The sequence below is a fragment of the Thermodesulfobacteriota bacterium genome (assembly GCA_040755095.1).
In the GTDB taxonomy this organism is placed as follows: domain Bacteria; phylum Desulfobacterota; class Desulfobulbia; order Desulfobulbales; family JBFMBH01; genus JBFMBH01.
The window spans coordinates 1-19,087 of record JBFMBH010000086.1 but is presented as its reverse complement, the minus strand read 5'-3'; the positions used below and the strand labels follow the sequence as shown (position 1 = coordinate 19,087).

General features: G+C 69.1%; 13 protein-coding genes and 1 pseudogene. 2 read left to right on the top strand and 12 right to left on the bottom strand.

Going from position 1 to position 19,087, the window contains the following annotated elements; translation table 11 throughout:
• Positions 1-52: 52 nt before the first annotated feature.
• From AB1634_12940 to AB1634_12915, 6 genes are all read right to left on the bottom strand, one after another.
• Complete coding sequence (locus AB1634_12940) at positions 53-1,135, bottom strand: DUF4340 domain-containing protein (protein MEW6220422.1); 1,083 nt, start codon at positions 1,133-1,135, stop codon at positions 53-55.
• A 13-nt stretch (positions 1,136-1,148) separates the two neighbouring features.
• A complete protein-coding gene (locus tag AB1634_12935) occupies positions 1,149-4,067 on the bottom strand; it encodes a Gldg family protein (GenBank protein ID MEW6220421.1) in 2,919 nt (972 codons plus the stop codon).
• Positions 4,064-5,002: an ATP-binding cassette domain-containing protein gene (locus tag AB1634_12930; protein MEW6220420.1), complete on the bottom strand. Its 939-nt coding sequence runs from the start codon at positions 5,000-5,002 to the stop codon at positions 4,064-4,066. The genes AB1634_12935 and AB1634_12930 overlap by 4 nt, the downstream gene beginning before the upstream one ends.
• A 31-nt stretch (positions 5,003-5,033) precedes the next feature.
• Positions 5,034-6,905, bottom strand: a complete 1,872-nt coding sequence (gene htpG, locus AB1634_12925) for a molecular chaperone HtpG (GenBank protein MEW6220419.1) — start codon at positions 6,903-6,905, stop codon at positions 5,034-5,036.
• 538 nt (positions 6,906-7,443) lie between these two features.
• Positions 7,444-9,834 carry a spermidine synthase-like protein gene (locus tag AB1634_12920; GenBank protein MEW6220418.1) on the bottom strand — a complete coding sequence of 797 codons (2,391 nt, stop codon included), beginning with the start codon at positions 9,832-9,834 and terminating at the stop codon, positions 7,444-7,446.
• Entirely contained in the window at positions 9,831-10,436 is a 606-nt protein-coding gene (locus AB1634_12915) for a protein-L-isoaspartate(D-aspartate) O-methyltransferase (protein MEW6220417.1), read from the bottom strand. Before AB1634_12915 ends, AB1634_12920 begins: the two co-directional genes overlap by 4 nt.
• Positions 10,437-10,718: 282 nt before the next feature.
• Here AB1634_12915 and AB1634_12910 point away from each other — a divergent pair, with 282 nt between their 5' ends.
• A complete protein-coding gene (locus AB1634_12910) occupies positions 10,719-11,372 on the top strand; it encodes an NAD(P)/FAD-dependent oxidoreductase (GenBank protein ID MEW6220416.1) in 654 nt (217 codons plus the stop codon).
• 182 nt (positions 11,373-11,554) lie between these two features.
• On the opposite strand, the gene AB1634_12905 is transcribed toward AB1634_12910, so the two are convergent.
• The 6 genes and pseudogenes from AB1634_12905 to AB1634_12880 form a co-directional block, all read right to left on the bottom strand.
• Complete coding sequence (locus tag AB1634_12905) at positions 11,555-12,556, bottom strand: cytosolic protein (GenBank protein ID MEW6220415.1); 1,002 nt, start codon at positions 12,554-12,556, stop codon at positions 11,555-11,557.
• Positions 12,540-13,595 carry a formylglycine-generating enzyme family protein gene (locus AB1634_12900; protein MEW6220414.1) on the bottom strand — a complete coding sequence of 352 codons (1,056 nt, stop codon included), beginning with the start codon at positions 13,593-13,595 and terminating at the stop codon, positions 12,540-12,542. Before AB1634_12900 ends, AB1634_12905 begins: the two co-directional genes overlap by 17 nt.
• 160 nt (positions 13,596-13,755) lie before the next feature.
• Positions 13,756-13,905 (bottom strand): annotated as a pseudogene (locus AB1634_12895) (SUMF1/EgtB/PvdO family nonheme iron enzyme).
• 39 nt (positions 13,906-13,944) lie between these two features.
• The gene (locus AB1634_12890; GenBank protein MEW6220413.1) at positions 13,945-15,057 is read right to left on the bottom strand and encodes a reverse transcriptase/maturase family protein; all 1,113 of its coding nucleotides are present in this window, start codon (positions 15,055-15,057) and stop codon (positions 13,945-13,947) included.
• Between the two features lie 96 nt (positions 15,058-15,153).
• Positions 15,154-18,021 carry a formylglycine-generating enzyme family protein gene (locus AB1634_12885; protein MEW6220412.1) on the bottom strand — a complete coding sequence of 956 codons (2,868 nt, stop codon included), beginning with the start codon at positions 18,019-18,021 and terminating at the stop codon, positions 15,154-15,156.
• 48 nt (positions 18,022-18,069) lie between these two features.
• Positions 18,070-18,678, bottom strand: coding sequence for an AAA family ATPase (locus tag AB1634_12880; protein ID MEW6220411.1), 609 nt, complete (start codon positions 18,676-18,678; stop codon positions 18,070-18,072).
• Between the two features lie 13 nt (positions 18,679-18,691).
• On the opposite strand from AB1634_12880, the gene AB1634_12875 reads away from it, so the two are divergent.
• Entirely contained in the window at positions 18,692-19,027 is a 336-nt protein-coding gene (locus AB1634_12875) for a hypothetical protein (GenBank protein MEW6220410.1), read from the top strand.
• Positions 19,028-19,087 lie beyond the last annotated feature (60 nt).

Here is a 19,087-nt window from a genome sequence, read left to right as displayed (position 1 = left end):
AGAAGGCGGCCCACCAGGGCGTAGAAGGCGCGGACCGGCGGCCAGTCGCGGTTCATGGACCCGGCGCCGGCGGCGACTCGGCGGCCGGGGGCAGGGACAGCCCCTCCGCCGGCAAGGCTTCCGGCGCCGGTGCTTCGGCCCCTTCCGGCAGCACCGGCAGGGCCTCGGCGGCCGGCGGCTCCGGCAAAGGCTCCGGTGAAGGCGGGGGCGGGGCCAGGAGATCCTCCGCCTTGGCCGCCAGGAGACCCTGGAGGCTGAATTCCGCCACCTGCACCACGAAGGGCGAGTCGGTGGATTTGACCGGATAGCTGGTCTCCTGCTTGGCGCCGATCCGGTAGCCCACCTGCCGCTCCTTGCCGCTGAGGCTCACGGAGAGGGTGGGCTTGACCAGGCCGTATTCCGGCTTCTCGGTGCGGCCCAGGCTCTTCGTCATGGTGATCCCGCTGGCCGCCCGCACCAGCTCCTCCACCGCCTCGGCCTTGGCCGGCTTCGCCTCGCCGGCCTGCAGCAGCTGCCAGCCCTGCCCCTCGGGGCGGGTCAGCTCCAGCCGGCCCTGGGCGTTTTCCACCATCAGGCCGGTGATCTCGTCCGCCGCCAGCTTGAGATACGCGGTCTCCCACCAGGCCTCCGGCTCCAGGCCAGCCTCCCAGGTGTGGAGGTCCCGGCCCAGAAAGACCGCGTCGTCGCCGGCCAGCCGCATGTGGATGGTCTTGTAGGAGGGCGAGGTGCCCAGGTAGAGGCTGACGCTGGTCTCCGGCCCGGTCTTCAGCTCCACCAGGCGCTCGTGCTCGTCCGCTGCCACCTTGAGCCGCTTGTGGCTGGAGACGGTGCGGGTCACCAGCCGCTCCCGGGACAGGCCCAGGAGCTTCTGGAGGAAGCTGTCCACCTTGGCCCGGGCCGCCGGATAGCCCTCCTGGGCCGGCAGGATCCACAGGCCGTCGCTGCCCCGCGCCATGGTCAGGGACTTGCCGGCCCCGTCCCGGATGGTCATCTCCTGGATCTGGTCGGCGGCCACGCCGGTCAGAAGCGGCCCGGCCACCGGGCCGGCCGCCTCGCCCCGGGGCCAGAGCAGAAACGCTGCCAGGACAAACTGGCCGATGAGGAGGCCGGCCAGGATCCGGTTCTTCGTATTCATGCGCGCATCCTCCTCACTCGCCAAGCTCGATGGCCATGGCCGTCTCCCGGCGCCGGGACACGGCGCCGGCGATGCTCACCGCCACCAGAGCGACAATGGCGATGCCGTAGTTGATCCCCTCCCAGACCGACTGCTCCTTCCGGCTCATGGGGGCGAGGAGCCGGGCGTGGGTGCCGCGGGAGCGGATGGCCAGGAGATCCTCGTCCTCCACCGCCCAGTCGATGGCGTTTTGCACCAGCTCCAGGCCGCTGAGGAACCGGTCCTGGCCCAGGCTCTGGGTGATGCGGATGACGGTGTCGTTCACAAACTCCGCGGAGCCCACCACCACCAGCCGGGCCGAATCCGGGGAGCGCTTGACCAGGGGCGGCGGCGGCTCGGGGGTCTTGTCCGCCTCCGGCTCCTTGGGCGGCAGTGCCTGGCCGTCCGGTCCCAGCTCCGGCCCGGGGTCCGGCTTGTCCGCGGCCAGCACCGGAGCCGGCTTGTCGGCAAAGTAGCTGGTGAAAGGACCGGGCATGGCCAGGGCCAGGACGCTTGGGGCCATGGTCTCGCCGGTGGCGAAGCCCTGATCCGGATAGCGGCTGAAGTCCGGCTGCACGTCGGTGCTGGTGGTCACCCAGGACTGGGGGCTCGACTGGAGCAGGGTGGTGAAGGCCTTGCCGCCGCTGGCCGCGGCATCGACCGCCAACGGCGATGCCCAGTTCAGGGTTACCGCCGGCAGGTTGGCCACCACCGGGCTCTCCCGGTTCATGCCCGAGGAGCGCACATCCACGAAATAGGGGTAGTTGACCTGCATGATCTCCTGGACCACGAAGCCGCCACCCAGGTTGCGGGAGACCGGCACCGGGAAGGGCTCGTTCTGCAGGTCCATGACCAGGCCGTCCTCCACCTTGATCCCATAGGCGGCGAGCAGCTCGGCCAGCCCCCCTTCGATCTTCTTCACCCCCAGCCGGTTGGCGTAGGGCTGCAGGTCCAGGGCGTAGTGGCCGGCCAGGGTGACCACCGCGCCGCCCCGCATCAGGTACTGGTCGACGCCGAAGCGCATGGCATCGGTCATCGCCTGGGGAGCGACCAGAAGGAGCACATCCACCTCGCCGGGCACCCGGCCGTCGGCCAGATCCACCGGCAAGAGGTTGTAGTTGCTGCGCAAGGCCTCGGTCAAGGCCTGGAAGGTGGGCCCCTGGGGCGGCTGGCCGCCATACGGCGGGGCGCTGGGCTTCGGCGTCCACAGCCCGACGGTCTTGAGGAAGCCCGAAGAGGAGCGCTTCAGGGCCGCCTCCAGGTCTTTGCGGATATCCGCCTCCGCCATCTCGCCGCCCAGATAGACCCGCTCGCTCTTGTCGCCCACCTGCAAGACGAGGTGGAGATAGAAGGATTCCTCCGAGAAGAGGCCCAGGGAGAACGGCCGCAGGCCCTGGCCTTCTGTCAGCTGCTGGCGGCTCACCCCGGCCCCCGGCTCGTCCGGGTCCAGCATCCGGTATTGGAACTTGCCACCGGACTCCTTTTCGATCTCGGCGGCCACCTTGTCGATGCGGCCCGGCACCTCGCCCAGCTCCGGCGGCAGACTGGCCCGGGTGACATAGGCAGTGAGCGTCATGGGCTGGCCGACGTCGGCAAAGACCGCGGCCAGGCTCTGGAAGCCGTAGACCACCTTCTTGATGGACTTGGTCAGGTCGTATTCGAGGTTCCGCAGGCGCACATCCAGCTGGCCGTCCTTGTGGCGCTGCACCTCGATGAGGTCGTCGAAGCCCAGGGTGGCGTACTGGTCGCCGTACTTGACCAGGAGATGGAAGTAGGAGTTGACCACCGAGGCCTCGTAACGGCCGGCGATCTGGAAAGGCACCGGCCGGATGCCGTACATCTGATTGGCCTCGGCCTCCAGCTCCTCGTCCTCCTTGGGATCCACGAAGCTGACCGCCACCTTGCCCTCGCCGGCCAGGCGGTACTCGGCGAGGAGATCCCGGATCCGGGGCACCAGGGGGGCCAGCAGGGGATGGGTGCGCTCGCTGAAGTAGCCGGTCAGGGTCAGGGGCTCCCGGAGGTTGGCCAAAAGATCCCGGGTGGTGGAGGAGATGGAGTACTCCCGGCCGGCGGTGAGGTCGATCCGCAGGCTGGGCACCCGGGTCAGCCACAGGTTGAGCAGCGCAAGGTTGGCCAGTGCCAGGATCACCGCCAGGACGGCGTTCACGCGGTAGCTCCTGGTGCGCGGGCCGCCGCTCCAGCGGCTGCGGTCCAGGGACAGGGTGTTGAGGGCCAGGAAGCCCAGACACAAGGAGCCGTAGTAGACGAGGTCCCGCAGATCCACCACCCCCCGCTCGATGCTGGCAAAGCGGCTGCCGGTGCCCAGGAGGCGCAGCAGCTCGGCGGTGCTGGTGCCGGCAAAGCCCACCACGCCGCTGGAGCCCACCAGATAGAAGAGCCCGGCCACCAGCACGGTGAGGATGAGGGCGATGATCTGGTTGTCCGTCCGGGAGGAGATGAAAAGCCCGATGGCGGTGTAGCTGGCCGCCACCAGCAGGGCGCCCAGGTAGCCGCCCGCCACCGGCCCCCAGTCGAGCTCGCCCATGAAGGCAACGGTGACGGGCAGGCCGGCGGTCAGCGCCAGGCTCACCGCCACCAGACAGAGCACGGCCAAGAACTTGCCCAGCACCAGGGCCGGCAGCGGCACCGGCAGGGTCAGGAGGATCTCCAGGGTGCCCATCTTCTGCTCCTCGCTCCACTGCCGCATGGTCAGCGCCGCGGTGAGGAAGACCAGGAGGATCGGCATCCAGGTGAAGAGCGGCCGCACGTCGGCGGTGTTGCGGGCAAAGAAGGTCTCGACCCAGAAGAAGGCGAAGAGGGTGGCGAGCAGAAAGGCGCCGATGAAGATGGCGGCCATGGGGGAGCCGAAGGCGGTCTTCAGCTCCTTTCGGGTGATGGCAAGGACCTGGCTCATGGGGTCACCCCCCCTTCCTGGGTGGCGAGGCGGGCAAAGACCGCCTCCAGGGTACGGACATCCGGCCGCAGCTGGGCAAGGCGCCAGTCATGCAGGCGGGCCGCGTCATAGATCGCCGGGCAGAGATCGGCGTCGCTTCCGCCCCGCACGCGGTAGGTCACCCGATCCTGCCGCGCTTCCGCCACCTCGACGCCCTTGACGCCGGGCAGCCCTTTGAGGACCTGCTGCACCCGGCCGTTGCCGGCGCCCGCCACCGTCACCACAGCGTCTGCAGTGGCGGCCAGATCGGCCAGGCGGGCATCGGCCTTGAGCTGGCCACGCATGATGATGATCGCCCGGTCGCAGGTGGCCTCCACCTCGGAGAGGATGTGGGTGGAGATGATGACCGTCGCCTTCTGGGCCAGGCGCTGGATGAGATGCCGAACCTCCAGGATCTGGGTGGGATCGAGGCCATTGGTGGGCTCATCGAGGATGAGGATCTTCGGCTGGTGCAGGATGGCCTGGGCCAGACCCACCCGCTGGCGGTAGCCCTTGGACAGGGTGCCGATGGGCCGGGTCAGCCGATCCACCAGGCCGGTGGCCTTGACCGCCGCGCCGATGAGCCGCGGCTGCTCCGCGGCCGGGATGCCTCTGAGATCCGCCACCAGCTTGAGAGCGCTTTGCACCGACAGCTCCGGATAGAGGGGGGCGTTCTCCGGCAGGTAGCCGATCAGGGCCTGGATGGCCTGGCGCTCCGCCAGGATGTCCCGGCCAGCCACCACGGCGGTGCCGGCCGAGGGCTGCAGATAGCCGGTGAGGATCTTCATGAGGGTGGTCTTGCCGGCGCCGTTGGGTCCCAGAAGGCCGATCACCTCCCCGGCCTGGACCGTGAACGACACGTCCTGCAAGGCCTGGACCTCGCCATAGGATTTGGACAGGCTCTTGACGTCGATCATGATCGCGTAGGCTCTCCTGACTCCTTGTTCACTATTCCGCGGTTCGCACCGTCCGGTCCAAGATGGCGTAGACCCGCTCCACCAGCTTGCGGCTGTCCACCAGCAGGCCGGCCTGAACCATGGCGTTGTCGAAGATCTGCTCCACCACCATCCCGGCAAAGGCCTCGTCCTTGAGCCGCAGCTGGGCCAGGCTCTTGATCATGGGATGATGGGTGTTGATCTCCAGGATCTTGGGACCCATCTCGGCCAGATCCTGGTTGGCCGCCCGCAGGATGCGCTCCATGCTGGCGGTGAGCATGCCGCCCTGGCTCACCACCATGGCCGGGCTGTCCACCAGGCGCTTCGACTCCCGCACCTCGCTGACCCGCTCGCCCAGGAGCGCCCGCATCCAGCCGGTGAGACTCGTCACCACCGGCGCCTCCAGGGGGGCCTCCTCGGCCCTGGCCTCCTCGGCGGCGGCCGGCGGCAGCTCCAGCTCCGCCCGGTCGGCGGAGGTCAGCTTCTTGTCCCGGTACTCGCCCAGCTGGGTGAGGACAAAGTCATCCAGGGGATCGAGGGTGTAGAGGATCTCGATGTTGCGGCTGCGGAAGGCCTCGACATAGGGTCCGGCCTCGATGGCCGCCCGGTTGGGGCCGTTGATGTAGTAGATCTCCTTCTGGCCCTCGGCCATGCGGCCCAGGTAGTCGTCCAGGGAGACCAGGGCCTCGCCCTCGCTGCTCGATGACTGGAAGCGCAGCAGGCGGGCCAGCTCGTCCCGGTGGGCAAAATCGGTGGTCACCCCTTCCTTGAGGTAGACCCCGAAGGTCTTCCAGAAGGAGGCGAAGGTCTCGGGGCTGTTCTTGGCCTCCTCCTCCAGGTGCTTCAGAAAGCGGCCGGTGACGATGCGCTTGATCCGGCTGACCAGGGTGCTGTCCTGGAGGGCCTGACGGGAGATGTTCAAGGGCAGGTCGTCGGAGTCCACCACCCCTTTGAGGAACCTGAGCCAGTCCGGCAGGATGTTGGCGGAATGTTGCTCGATGAGCACCCGCTGGCAGTAGAGGTTCACCCCCGGCTGGCTGCGGCCGAAGCCCAGGCGCTCGAAGTTGTCCTGGGGCACGAAGAGGAGGGCCCGGATGGCCAGAGGGGCGTCGGTGGCAAAATGGAGCCGGGTCAGCGGCTCGTCCATGGCATTGGCAATGAACTTGTAGAACTCGGTGTACTCCTTGTCCTCGATCTCGCTCTTGCTCCGGGTCCACAGGGCCTGGATGGTGTTGAGCTTCTCGCCGTCCATGAGGATGGGGAAGGGCACGAAGTTGGAGTACTGGCGGATGATGCGCTTGATGCGGGCGGCATCCGCAAACTCTTTGGCGTCGTCCCGCAGCTCGATGATGATCCTGGTGCCCCGCCGTAAGCCCGGCGCCGACTGAACGGTGTAGGTGCTGCCGTCCGAGGTCCATTCGCAGCCCTGGGCATCCGGCCGATAGGAGCGGGACAGCACCCGCACCTTCTTCGCGGCCATGAAGGCGGAGTAGAACCCGACCCCGAACTGGCCGATGAGGGAGAGATCCTTGGCCGCGGCCTCGGCCAGACCGGCCAGAAAGGCCCGGGAGCCGGAATGGGCGATGGTGCCCAGATTGGCCACCAGCTCCTCCCGGGTCATCCCCACCCCGGTATCGGTGATGGTGAGGGTGCCGGCCTTGTCGTCCACCGCCAGGGAGATCTCGAGCGGCACATGGGCGTCGAAGATCTCCTGCTCCACCACCGCCAGGTGGCGCTGGCGCTCGCACGCATCGGCGGCGTTCGACACCAGCTCCCGGACAAAGATCTCCCGCTCGGTGTACAAGGAATGGATGACGATATCCAGGACCTTCTTGACCTCGGCCTGGAACTCCAGGGTTTCCGTAACAGGATGCTCGGTGGTCATTGGCACAACCTCGTGCTGCCAGAGGGATTGGAGCGTTGTCGCCGGTGCGGCGAAAAGACAAATCGACCCGGCCGCAGCCCGTGATCCCCGAGCGGGGCGCGGCGGCCGGCAAAGTGGCGCAAAATATGATGCCGCCTGCCCCGTCTGTCAAGGGCAGGCGGCAGTGGCGGATATTCGACAAGGCCGACGCCAAGCTGGATGCTTTGGTCCTGCAAGCCGGCGCCGCATGGGCGACGCCCGCGTATCTACGAGCCCACCTCCCCCGGCGCCGGCAAGCTTCCGGCGCGCAGTCGGCGGACGAAGGCATGAGGCTCCTCGCACAAGAAGGAGGGGATGGCGGCTGCCGCTCGGCTCGGCGGTTGGGCAGCGGGATAGCCAGCGCTGGCGGAGGCTGCCCCCCTCCCGGCCTCCCCCCCGCTGGGGGGAGGAGGCGTACCCCTCCCGAGCCATGGTGTGTTGCGCTCCCTCCCCCAGCGGGAGAGGGCTGGGGTGGGGGCATGGTTGCCCCGGTACCCCCGGTGGTCGTTGGTTACCTACCCTACCAAAACACCCGGCGGGTGTCGACTGCCGGTCCCCAGGCCGCCAGGCCGTAAGCAGCCACCGCGGCCAGCAGTACCGCCCGGAAGCCCCACTCCACGGCGACCACCACCGCCAGGGCGGCGCTGGCCACCGAGGCGCAGCCGTTGATCGACCAGCCCCAGGCCACCCGGCCGCCTCCCTCCTGATCGAGCACCCGCATACCCAGGGGAAAGCAGAAGCCCATGGCAAAGGCCGCTGGGCTTATGGCCAGCACCACGGCCAGGGCCTTTACGCCCAGGGGCCAGGCGATGGTGGCCCGCACGGTTGCCGGCAGGAGCAGCGCCAGGAGGGCCACCGCCAGCCCGGCCGCCGCCGCGGCTCGGCCGGCCGCCCGCCGGCTGGCGGCCAGGCGGTCCGAGACGAAGCTGCCGCTCCCCGAGGCGACGAGGAGAATGCCGATGGCAGCGGCCGCCGCCTCCATGGCCTGGCCAAAGGCGAGCACCAGCTCATGGATGAGGGCGATCTCCACGAACATGTAGGCCACGCCGATGCCGCCGAAATGGCGGAGCGTCCAGAGGCGCAGGCTGCCGGCGCCACGCCGGCGGGCCAGGGGCAGGAGCACCAGGATGGCCGCAGCCACTGCCAGCTGGACCACGGTGACCAGGACCACGGCATAGCCCATCTCCACCAGCGGCAGGGCCCGCTCGCCGAAGAGCCTGGCCAGAAGCGGCAGGCTTTGCCAGGACAGGAGCTGGAAGAAGAAGGGGCGGTCATCCCGGGCCGGCCGGATGTCGAAAGGGTAGTCGGCCAGGACCCGCTCCCGGTCGGGACCGAGCAGGTCCCGGAGATCCTTGAGAAACTGTTCGTTCTCCAGCTGGTGGAAGCGGCTCCCCGCCTCGGGAGCGCGCCCCGGGGCCAGGAAGAGGTCAAAACCCAGGGCCTGGCAGGCCTCGCCCAGGCGACCCACCTCCTCGCCGGGCAAGGGGCTCCTGGCGACCAGAAAGGTGATGCTGGCCCAGGAGCGCACCACCGCCAGATGCGACCGGGGATCCCCCACCCCCTGGCGCTCCAGAAGCTCGGCCACGGTGGCGGCCAGCCGCAGGGACGCCCGGGCCGGGAAGTCCAGCCAGGCGGTGACCTGCAGGACCCCGCCAGGGGTCAGATGCGCCCACAGGGCGTCGAAGCCTTCCCTGGTGAGCAGATACTGCTCCTGCAGGGCGAGAAGCCCCGAGGAGCCGAAGCCGCCCACGGCCGGCAGGGTGATGAGGTCGTAGCGGCCCTGGTCCCGGGCCAGGAAGGTGCGGGGCTCGATGACGTGCAGGGCCACCCCGGGATCGTCATACGGGCTGGCGCTCGAGCGGGCGACGGCCACCGCGGTCCGATGCGGCTCCACGGCGATCACCCGGCCGCCATGGACGAGGGCCTGGCCCACCGCCTCGCCGCTGCCGGCATGGAGCACCAGCACCTGCGGCCGCGGGGCCAGGCGGTAAGGCAGCACCGCCGGGGTCTGGTCCAGAAGCGGGCCGCTCGCCTCCGGCGGCCACGGGGGCACCGCACCCCACCAGTCGCCGTTCACGAAGATGCCATCCCGGGCCGCCACCTCGCCTCGATAGTGGAGACTGAGACCCGGCGCATGGCGCAGCGCCGGCGCCGCCAGCCGCTCCACCAGGCCTTGCGGGCTCGGCTGCCGGGCCCGGACCACGGCCTCGGGCAGCTGCCGGGCATGGCTCAGATCCTTGTAGGCGGAAAGCCGCGGCGTCCACGGGCCGGTCCAGGCCACCGCCAGGAGCACCATTGCCAGGAGCGCTGCGGCCAGCCTCCGGCGGGAAGGCGGCCAGCCGCCAAGGCAGAGGCCACCGGCCAGGGGCAAAACCGCCAGGAGCACCGGCAGCCTCTGGGGCGCCACCAGACCCAGGGCCAGGATGGCGGCCGGCCCTCCCAGACCGGAGCCCAGAAGGTTGGCCAGGTAGAGGGTGCCGATCCCCTGGGTGTGGCTGGCAAAGGCGATGCCGATGGGCAAAGCGCCCAGGAAAAAGGGCACGAAGAAGAGGAGCTGCAAGGCGCCCAAAAGGAGGATCTGACCGGGGTCGACCAGGATCTCGTAGGCGTCGAAGCGGCCGAGGACCAGATGACTCGCCGGCACGAGCAACGCCATGGCGGCGGCGGTGGCCAACAGGAGCGTTGGCATCAGCTCCGGGAGCCGCTGCCGCCGCGCCGGGGCAAGCAGGGCCAGGAGGGTGCCGGCGGCGCCAAAGCCCAGGAGGGCCACGGCGATGATGAGGTAGGCGAAATGGTGCCACTGCACCAGGGCCAGGAGCTGCATCAAGGCCAGCTGGCAGGCGATGAGACCGCAGGACAGGAGGCCGATGGCCAGACAAAGAGCGGCCGGCGGATGGGCCGCCGGCCTCACGGCCCTCTCCGGAAAGGCACAAAGCGGACCGGCATAAGGGCGGTGGTCCTGACCTCACCACCCTTCTTTTCCACCAGCATGAGCGTCTGGACCATGAAGGGCGAGCCCACCGGGATCACCATGCGGCCGCCGTCCTTGAGCTGGTCGATCAAGGGGGGTGGGATGAATGCCGCGGCGGCAGTGACCACGATGGCGTCGAAGGGCGCCTTCTCCGGCCAGCCGTGGTAGCCGTCCGCCTGCCGGACCGCCACATTGCTGAAGCCCAGGGCGGCCAGCCGCCCTTCGGCAGAGCGGGCCAGCTCAGGCACGATCTCGATCGTGGCCACCTCGCCCACGATCCGGGCCAGCACCGCGGCCTGGTAGCCGGAGCCGGTGCCGATCTCCAGGACCCGCTGGCCTGGGGCCGGCTTCACCGCCTCGGTCATGGCGGCAACGATGTACGGCTGGGAGATGGTCTGGCCGAAGCCGATGGGCAGCGGCCCATCTTCATACGCCTGGTCCCGGAACCGCTCCGGCACGAAGAGATGGCGCTCCACCGCGGCCATGGCCGCCAGGACGGCTTCGGCGCGGATGCCCCGCTGCCGCAGCTGCTCGGCCACCATCGCCTGGCGGGCGGCGGCGAAGTCGACGTCCGCTGCCTGGAGCGCGGCCGGCCACAGGCCCACCAGGAGCAGCAGGGCGGCCAACCGTCGGTATCGGTGCATGGGCGCTCCTCCGGCCCGGGAGCCCCCCGATCCGCTGGTGTCCCCGCAATCCCGGGTCGACATCTGGCGGCTCCCTTGGTACGGTCAAGTCTCTTCCATGCCCCAAGGGAAAGTCAAGGAACCGGGCCGCGCCAGGCCCCCAGGCCGTCCGGATCATCATCCCCACAAGGAGGCTTTTTCATGAGCGAGCAGCCCCACGGAGCAATCCTGCAGCGGGACAAGACCACCTACGCCATCGTGCCCCGGACCCCGGCCGGGATCGTGTCGGCTGAGGTGCTGGAGCGGCTCAGTGCCGTGGCCCGCCGGTACCAGATCCCCATTGTCAAGATCACCTCCGGCCAACGGCTGGCCCTGGTGGGCATCAGGAAAGAGGACCTGCCCGGCATCTGGCAGGATCTGGCCATGGACGCCGGCCGGGCCCTGGAGCTCTGTCTCCACTACGTGCAGGCCTGCCCGGGAAACACGGTCTGCTCCCTGGGGCTGCGGGATTCCCTGTCCCTGGGCCTGGCCCTGGAGCAGATCTTCATGGATATGGCGCTGCCCGCCAAGCTCAAGATGGGGGTGTCCGGCTGCTCCATGTGCTGCGGCGAGAGCTATCTGCGGGATGTGGGGGTGATCGGCAAGAAGGCCGGCTGGACCCTCACCTTCGGCGGCAACAGCGGCGGCCGGCCACGGATCGCCGATGTCCTGGCCGAGGGCCTGTCAGACGACGAGGTGGTGGCCAAGGTGCGACGGGTCCTGGAGTACTACCGCGGTGAGGGCAAGAAGAAGGAAAGAACCGCCCGCTTCGTGGAGCGGATGGGGGTGGCGGCGGTGCAGGCGGCCGTGGCCTGAGGCGGGGCCGTGCGCGAAGGCGCCCTCCGGCGCAGGGCGGCGGGGGCGGAAAGAGTTGCCATGCGGGGGGCGCACCCGAATGGGTACCACGCCGGAAGTCGGCTCTGGTGGCCGTTGTTTCTTATGAGGCGCCCGGCGAAGCCGGCGAGAAGCGGCGCTCCTCCTGGCGGCCGCCTGCTGGGCTACGAGCCAGACCTCGCGGGGGGCCGCGGGACGCCGGCTCGCAGCTGCCGGACCTCCTCCAGGGGCAGCCCGGTGCGCTGGGCGATGGCCTCGTCATCGAGCAGATCCATCAGGTTGACAGCCACCGCCCGCAACGCCTCCCGGCGGCCCAGTTCCACACCCTGCTCGCGGCCCTGCGCGAAACCCTGGCGAAGGCCCTGTTCGAGTCCCTTTTCGAGGCCCTGCTCCAGGCCTTGAGCCAGCCCCTTCCTGATGCCGATCCGTTCCACACTTGTCACGTAGGGCATTGCCGTTTCCTCCTCGATAGCGGCCACCTGCCGCAAGAAGCCCTCCTCCAGCTCCTCAGGCAGGGCCAGGAGCCAGTCGATGAACCGGAAGAGATCGATCACCTGCTGCCGCTCATAGCCCTTGCGGTAGAGTCGCCGTACCAGGTCAATCTTCCAGTGCGCCCGCTCGGAGGCCGAGCGCTTCGTCTCCCGGGCCTTCAGGTGGGCCATCACCACCGTGGCAAAGGGGTTGGTCTCCGCCTCCAGCATCGGCCAGCGGTCCGCATAGTCGAGCACCTTGGCCACCGGAAAACGGAAGCCCACCTCGCACCCCAGCAGCCGATAGCCGAACCGATCTGGCCGCCAGTCGGGTCGATCATCGGTCAGGATCGCGCAGCTCATCACCATCCGGTCGAATCGATCGAAGATCCGGTAGTTGTAGACATACATCCGCTTGGCAAAGGCCGCCTGCGACTGGCCCTGGATCTCGGGATGAACCAGTACCCAGACCTCTTCATCGTCACCGTGGCGCCAGACCCTGGCCAGCTTGTCCGCCGGCCGCGTGCCCAGCTTGGCATCCCGGGTCACCTGCCGGAGCTCCTTGTCCAGAAAATCATATCCCCGGGACCAGTCGATACTGGCATGGGCTTCCGGAAAAAAGAAGGCCATGAGCTCCGGGAAGTACCGGGTCAGGACCTCCTTCCACGGGGTATCGTAGTCATCGGGAGCTGGCATGATGAAGCCCTGAAAGGAAAGTGGATGGGCGCTCCATCCTGTGGTCACAAGGTAGCAAAAGGCCCGGCCGCTGTCGAGCCGCTGGCCGGGCTCCCGGCCTTGGCTGCAGCCGGCTGGCGGCGCCGGCGGCGGCAGGTCCTGACCGCCGCGGCTCCGCCGCGTCTGTCCGGCCCGGCCGCCACCTGCCTCCCTGCCTGCCCGGCCTGTCATTGACCTCGGGCAAGGCGGAAGCCGCGGTCGCCGTGGCGGTCGGCGGGGGCGAGCCTGTGCCGGTAGGCGGAACGGCACCCCCTGGCGCGGTCGACCAACTGCCGCCACGGAGCACCCGCCCGGTGCCTGTAAATGGACCCACAGGGTCGACCACGGTTGCGGCCGAATACTCCCCATACCAGTCCGCACACCATTCCCAGACATTGCCGTGCATCTCATAGAGACCCCAGGGGTTGGCGGGCAGCGACTTGACGTCCACCGTCTCTTGTCGATACAACCCCTTCCGGTCGCCCGCATACGGGTGGTTGCCATCGTAGTTGACCTGGTCAGGGGTGATGGTGGTGCCAAAGGAAAAGGGCGTCGTGGTGCCGGCCCGGCAGGCATACTCCCATTCCGCCTCGGAGGGCAGCCGCAGCTCGAGGCCAGGGACCTGCTCGTTGATGCGGGCCAGGAAGGCCTGGCAGTCCTCCCAACCGACCCGCTCCACCGGCCTGGCCTCGCCCTTGAACCGGCTGGGGTTCTCGCCCATCACCGCCTGCCACAGCCTTTGGCTGCAGGCGGTGTCCGCCAGCCAGAAGCCTCGGGTCAGGATCACCTCGTGCTGCTCTTCATTCTTGAAACGCTCCGGCTCGTTGGGCGGCGAGCCCATCTGGAAGCTGCCGGGCCGGATCCAGCGCAGGACTTGGCGCACACCCTGAAAGGTGAAGGCCATCCACAGCCGCCCGTACCGGTCCTCGCCCCAGTCGCTGGCCCAGGGGGCGGGGAAGCTGTCGGGAAGGGTGGAATGCAGGCGGATCTGTGCCCCGGTGTCGTCAGGCTTGGCGCTCACGAGCGACTGGTTCTCCCCGCCCCGTGAAGGACGGCCGAGGATTCGGAGGCGGACACCCGGCAAGCCTTCGGGCTGCATCCGCTCGCCCTACCAGCATGCCGGGGTCCGTTGGCTTTTCGCCGGCCGCCGGACAACACGGCCGGGCAGGATGGCGGTCTGGTCAGAGGGCCCTGTCTGCCGTGGGGACCCGGTGAGCTCGGGCAAGGCGGAAGCCGGTATTGTCGTTGCGGTTGCCGGGCTCGTTCCTGTTCCGGTTGGCCGAACGGCACCTCCTGGCGTTGTTGATCCAGCTGCCGCCACGGAGCACCCGCTCGGTGCGTTGCGACCACCACCCTTTCCGGAGCCATCATCAACCCTCGATGGGACAGGGACGGCGCCGGAGCTCCTGCCGGCGCCAGGAGAGGCTATCACCATGGGCGGTGATGGCCAAAACGGAGGCGAAACGGGCCTGCAGCTCCAGGGCACCGATCCGACCATGGACGAAGGCCTGCTCCAGGCTGGTCCGCTGCTCGCTGTACCGCCGGCGGCGGCGACGGCTCAGGAGCAGGGCACCCGGCTTGACCCGGAAACCGCAGAAGGTGACACCCGCCGCGGACCGATTCACCTGGCTGTTTCGGTGCAAGGCCAGCCGCCGCTTGGCGACGAGCCACTCCGTCGCCTCTTGCAGGGATGCCTTGGCCTCGCCCCGGCTGGCGCACCACCAGATGACGTCATCCATGTACCGAACGTGACCGGCCACTCCCAGGTCCTCCAGAAGAAAACGGTCCAGACCGTCCAGGTAGAAGTTGGCAAAATGCTGCGAGGTGAGGGAACCGATGGGCAGTCCCTTCCCCGGGTCCGTTTCGTAGGATCCCAGGATGCGGGCCATGAGCGCCAGCCCCTGCCGGCCCTTGAACCGGCGGTCCAGAAGGTCCAACAGAATCTTGTGATCCACCGAGGCAAAGTACTTTGCGATGTCGATCTTGACCAGCCAGGGAAAACGGCGCACGTTCCGCTGCACCCGGTGCACGCCGGCCAACGGCCCCTTGCCTGGCCGGCAGGCGTAGGTGGTCGGCACCATGGTCCGTTCCAGAACCGGACCGGCCAGATGCATCAAGGCATGGTGGAGCACCCGGTCCTGGAAGCAGGCCGCATGGATGATCCGCGTCTTGGGATCCGCGATTACGAACTGCCGGAAGCGGCCAGCAGGGGCCGTCTCGTCCAGAATAGCCTCCCGCAGCCTGGCGAACAGGGCAAAATCCTTCTCGTCGAACACCTCCCGGTAGTCGATCCTGGCACCGCGGCCGGCCGCCGGTGCGCCGCCCTCCCAGTACGCAACACAGACCGCCCAGAAGCTGCGCTGGCCGTCGGCAATGAGGTTCTTTTCGAGGTTGGCGACCCGCACCGAGCCCAGAAACCCGTTCAACTCGCTGGCAGCCACTTCGGGATCCAAAGCTGGAACGGCGAAAAACCTGTACTTCATTGCATGCCTCCCTCCGGCCGCCGGCCGGGCCTGACCGCCGCGGCTCCGCCGCATCTGTCCGGCCCTGCCTCCTCCCTGTCCTGTTTGCTGGCTCGGCTACTGACCTCGGGCAAGGCGGAAGCCGATGAAGACGTAGCGGTTGGCGGGGTCGATCCTGTACCGGTAGGCCGAACGGCACCTCCAGGCGTCGATGACCCAGCTGCCGCCACGGAGCACCCGCCCGGAGCGCGTGGACGAACCTTCAGGATCGACCACGCTTCCGGTCGGGTAGTCGCCATACCAGTCGCTGCACCACTCCCAGACATTGCCGTGCATCTCGAAGAGGCCCCAGGGGTTGGCAGGCAGCGACCCGACCTCCACCGTCTCGTTTCGGTACAACCCCTTCCGTCCGCCGGCATACGGATAGTTGCCATCGTAGTTGACTTGCTCCGGGGTAATCGTTGCGCCGAAGGAAAAAGGCGTCGTGGTGCCCGCCCGGCAGGCGTATTCCCACTCCGCCTCGAAGGGCAGCCGCAGTCCAAGACCTGGGAGCTGCTTGTTGATCCTGCGCACAAAGTCCATGCATTGATCCCAGCTCACACTCTCCATCGGCCTTAAATCACCCCTGAACTGGCTGAGCTGCTTCCGCCCCATCACCGCCTTCCACAACGCCTGGGTGCAAGCAGTATCCGCCAACCAGAAGGCCCGGGTCAGGATCACCTCGTGCTGCTGCTCATCCCCGTCACGCTCCGGCTCGTCCTCCGGCGAGCCCATGAGGAAGCGGCCGGGCCGGATCCAGCGCATGCGCTGCCAGACCCCTTTCACCTGGAACTCCGCCCAGACGCCGTACGGATCAACACCAAAGCGCTCGGCCCAAGGCGGCTGCCGGAAACCAGAGCGCACCAGAGGCCGAAACCCGGCCTCATCCAGCCACGCCCCCTCCTCCATCGCCAGGAAGGCCTGGCCGGCACGCTGCTCGACCGGGTAGCGGCCCGGGTTGAGCCAGTAGGCGCGGCGACTGGCCTCCCCTTCCCCGATTTCCACGAAAAGACCCTGCCGGTCCCGGCCCATGGCGGCCGCCCAGGCCGGCCTGGCCACGGTGTCGATGGCCATCTCCTCCACCTCGCTCCGGAGGACGATGGGACCGGCAGACGGCAGCGGCTCCACCACCACCGCGGCCTTCTCCCCCACCACCGCGCCGTGTGGCCCCTTCTCGGCTCCGCCGGCTGCCTGCAACAGCCGCCGGGCTGTCAGACTCCCCACCAGGCTGCCGGTGGCCACTGCCCCGGACGGACCGAAGGCCGGCAGCTCGGGATCGACGGTCAGCACCAGGGCCGGCCCCTGCTGCCAGAGGCGACAGTCCCGGGGCGGCGCCGGCTGGTCCAACACCCAGGCCACTCGGGCCAGATCCAGCCCGGGCGGCAGCTCCACCCGGCTGGCCTGCAGCTCCTCCTTGTTGGCCAAGATCCACAACGCGGCCAGGGGCTCGCAGAACCGCCACATGGAGGCATGCTGGCGGCCAGCCTGCCGCCGGACAAAATCCTTGATCTCCGGCCGCGGCTCGGCTTCAAGAGTCTTGACAGTACGGGCCACAAAGGCCTGCGCCGCCTCGCCCGGGGCGTTCTCGCCCGCCAGGTTGCCCAGGAGAAGCTCCTCCTCGTGGCGGACCACCGGCGGCAGGTGGGCGTGGTGAGCCCGGATGAGCTGGCCGGCCGCCTGCCGCAACCTGGCCGGCTGCTTGCGAAAATCCTCACGCCAGCGCTTCTGGGTGCCATCGGCAAAGAAGAAGCCCAGAAGGCAGGAAAGCACGTGCGGGTGCAGCCAGGCCTCGGCCTCGCTGCCCACATCGGCCTGGCCTTGGGGAAGGAGAAGGCGCATGGCCCGCAGGAGAGGCGGCTCCACGGAGACCGCCGGCGACAGGAGCGCCAGCAGCTGCTCCCACCCCTCCCCGGCCCGGGGATTGGCCCGGGGCGACTGGCCGCGACAACCGGGCCGGTCCAGCCGCGGCAGCCGGACGCCCCGATCCCAGGAGGCCAGCCGCCAGACCGCCGCCAGCTCCGGGTCCCAGCGCCGGGGTGGCGTCGGGCTGAGGGCGGTGGGGACCAAACCGGCCTGCCGCAGCCGGCGGCCGAAGCGCAGCCAGGCCTCACGGGCCCGGCCGCTGGCGTCGTAGTAGCCCAGGTCGCTCAGCACCAGCACCGGCGAGCCGGGCTCCGGCAACCGGTACGGCCGGGGCGGACCGGCCGGCTGCCAGCCCCTGCGCCGGCCGCCGCTCCTGGGCTGCCACCGCTGCATGCGCCCGCCCGGTCCAGCGTCGAGGGCCAGGACCGCCAGTCCGGCGCCGCCCCGCAGCCGGGCCAGTCTCGTGGCCAGACCCCGGAAGTCGGACCAGAACATGGCGCTCCGGTGGTCGAAGTCCAGGAGGAGCTGACTGGTGGGCGCGAAGCGCAGGCGGGGAAGACGGGGCAGTCGGGTCAGGGGCCGGCCACCCGTGGCCAGCATGGCCACCGCCCGCTCCAGATCGACCGCCCCGCCGGTCTGGTGCGCGCCCAGGGCCGCCTTGAGAAAGGGCCAGAGCCGGGACCACAGGAGAAGCGGCCGGCTGGGCAGCGCCCGGGCCGTTGGATCCGGTTTGATCTCTTCCGGGGTGAGGGGCCTCTGCCCTCGAAGCCACTCCGGCTCCTCCAGCGCCACCTCGGCCTCGGACAGCTGCCGGCAGGCGACCACGTGCCAGAAACGGGCCGGCCGGGGGGTGTTGTCGAAACGGTGCTCCACCGGACCGGAGGCCGGCGGTCTGGCCTCTTCCCCGGCCGGGGTGTCCGGGGCAGGGGGGACAGGGATCGTCGGCTGCAACGGCGGGGCAGGCGCAAACCCGAACAGACCAGCCGCCCGGTCCAGGCCGTCTTCCCCCAGCCGGCCCAGGCAGGCGAGAAGATCCGCCCGGCCCACCCCGGCCTTTGTCCCAGGCGCGATCCGGCCGGTCATGGCTGCAGATCAGACGGGGGATGCTTCCTGAGCACAAAGCGCGCGATCTCACGTCGGCGCCTTCGGCCGCATACCGACGGACCGGCCCAGGAGCGGCACCGTGAAGGCGCCGTTGCCCAAGGTCTCCAGGAGGCCGTTGGGCAGATCGGCCTCGGCCTTGTCGATCTCGTCGATGAGCAGCACGGCGCCACCGGTCTTGGGCTGCCAGCCCTTCGGTCTTTCCGGTGGCCGCGCTGCCGACAGGCACTGCTTGGCCTGCGCGGCTGCCGACGGCCAGTCGAAGGTCCACCACAAAGGGCCGGGGCTCACGAAACGGACCGGTGCCAGGGCGGCCCGGACATCGACCTGGCCACGGCTGGCTGCCAGGGCCTGGGCCTCGCCGAGACGGCAGACCGCATCGTAGCAGAAGAGCAGATCCTGGCTTTCGCTGCGGCTGTGCACCACCGCCGGCACAAAGGCCCGCCCCAGCTCCTTGGCCGCGGCCCGGGCCAGCTGGCTCTTGCCGGATCCCGGCTCGCCCCGTACCAGGAGCGGCCGCTGCGCCGCCAGCGCGGCGTTCACCGCCCAGATGCTGGCCTCGTCAAAGACATGGCGCGTTTCCGGCCAGGTGCCGACCCGCGGCAGGGTGGTGGTGTGTCCGGGCTTGATCTCAAGCATGAGGGGCACCTCGTTGTTCGATCGTGAGGCGGAAATACTCGACCAGTTGGGCATTGATCTGCTGCTCGGGGATGCTCAGGGGCGCCTGCTGGCCCTGGCAACAAAGCATGATCTGCCGGAGCTCAGGGATGCTGGCCTGGAGCTGATCGAGGACGGACTGCAAGCCCTGCCGGGTGTCGTTCGTGGGGACCAGCAGGTAATGGCACCGTTCCCGATTCCTCCTCCGGGCGTCAAAGGTATCCCGCAAGGTCACCCCTTCAGGGGGCCGATCCGCGTAATAGAGTATTACCGCCGACCTGAAACCCCGCAGGTTTTGCCGGTGAGAAAGTCGGCAGCCTTGGGCGGCTGAAAAGGCCGCAGGTTCTTCTTCCCGCCCTTCCGTCCTTACCTTCCCTGGTTTTTCTTCCCC

What these genes read in the sequence shown, in the direction of transcription:
- AB1634_12905 (MEW6220415.1), bottom strand. Translation starts at nt 12,556, where the DNA reads ATGCCAGCTCCCGATGACTACGATACCCCGTGGAAGGAGGTCCTGACC.
- AB1634_12885 (MEW6220412.1), bottom strand. Translation starts at nt 18,021, where the DNA reads ATGACCGGCCGGATCGCGCCTGGGACAAAGGCCGGGGTGGGCCGGGCG.
- AB1634_12910 (MEW6220416.1), top strand. Translation starts at nt 10,719, where the DNA reads ATGAGCGAGCAGCCCCACGGAGCAATCCTGCAGCGGGACAAGACCACC.
- AB1634_12930 (MEW6220420.1), bottom strand. Translation starts at nt 5,002, where the DNA reads ATGATCGACGTCAAGAGCCTGTCCAAATCCTATGGCGAGGTCCAGGCC.
- AB1634_12940 (MEW6220422.1), bottom strand. Translation starts at nt 1,135, where the DNA reads ATGAATACGAAGAACCGGATCCTGGCCGGCCTCCTCATCGGCCAGTTT.
- AB1634_12890 (MEW6220413.1), bottom strand. Translation starts at nt 15,057, where the DNA reads ATGAAGTACAGGTTTTTCGCCGTTCCAGCTTTGGATCCCGAAGTGGCT.
- AB1634_12915 (MEW6220417.1), bottom strand. Translation starts at nt 10,436, where the DNA reads ATGGTGGCCGAGCAGCTGCGGCAGCGGGGCATCCGCGCCGAAGCCGTC.
- htpG (MEW6220419.1), bottom strand. Translation starts at nt 6,905, where the DNA reads ATGACCACCGAGCATCCTGTTACGGAAACCCTGGAGTTCCAGGCCGAG.
- AB1634_12880 (MEW6220411.1), bottom strand. Translation starts at nt 18,678, where the DNA reads ATGCTTGAGATCAAGCCCGGACACACCACCACCCTGCCGCGGGTCGGC.
- AB1634_12935 (MEW6220421.1), bottom strand. Translation starts at nt 4,067, where the DNA reads ATGAGCCAGGTCCTTGCCATCACCCGAAAGGAGCTGAAGACCGCCTTC.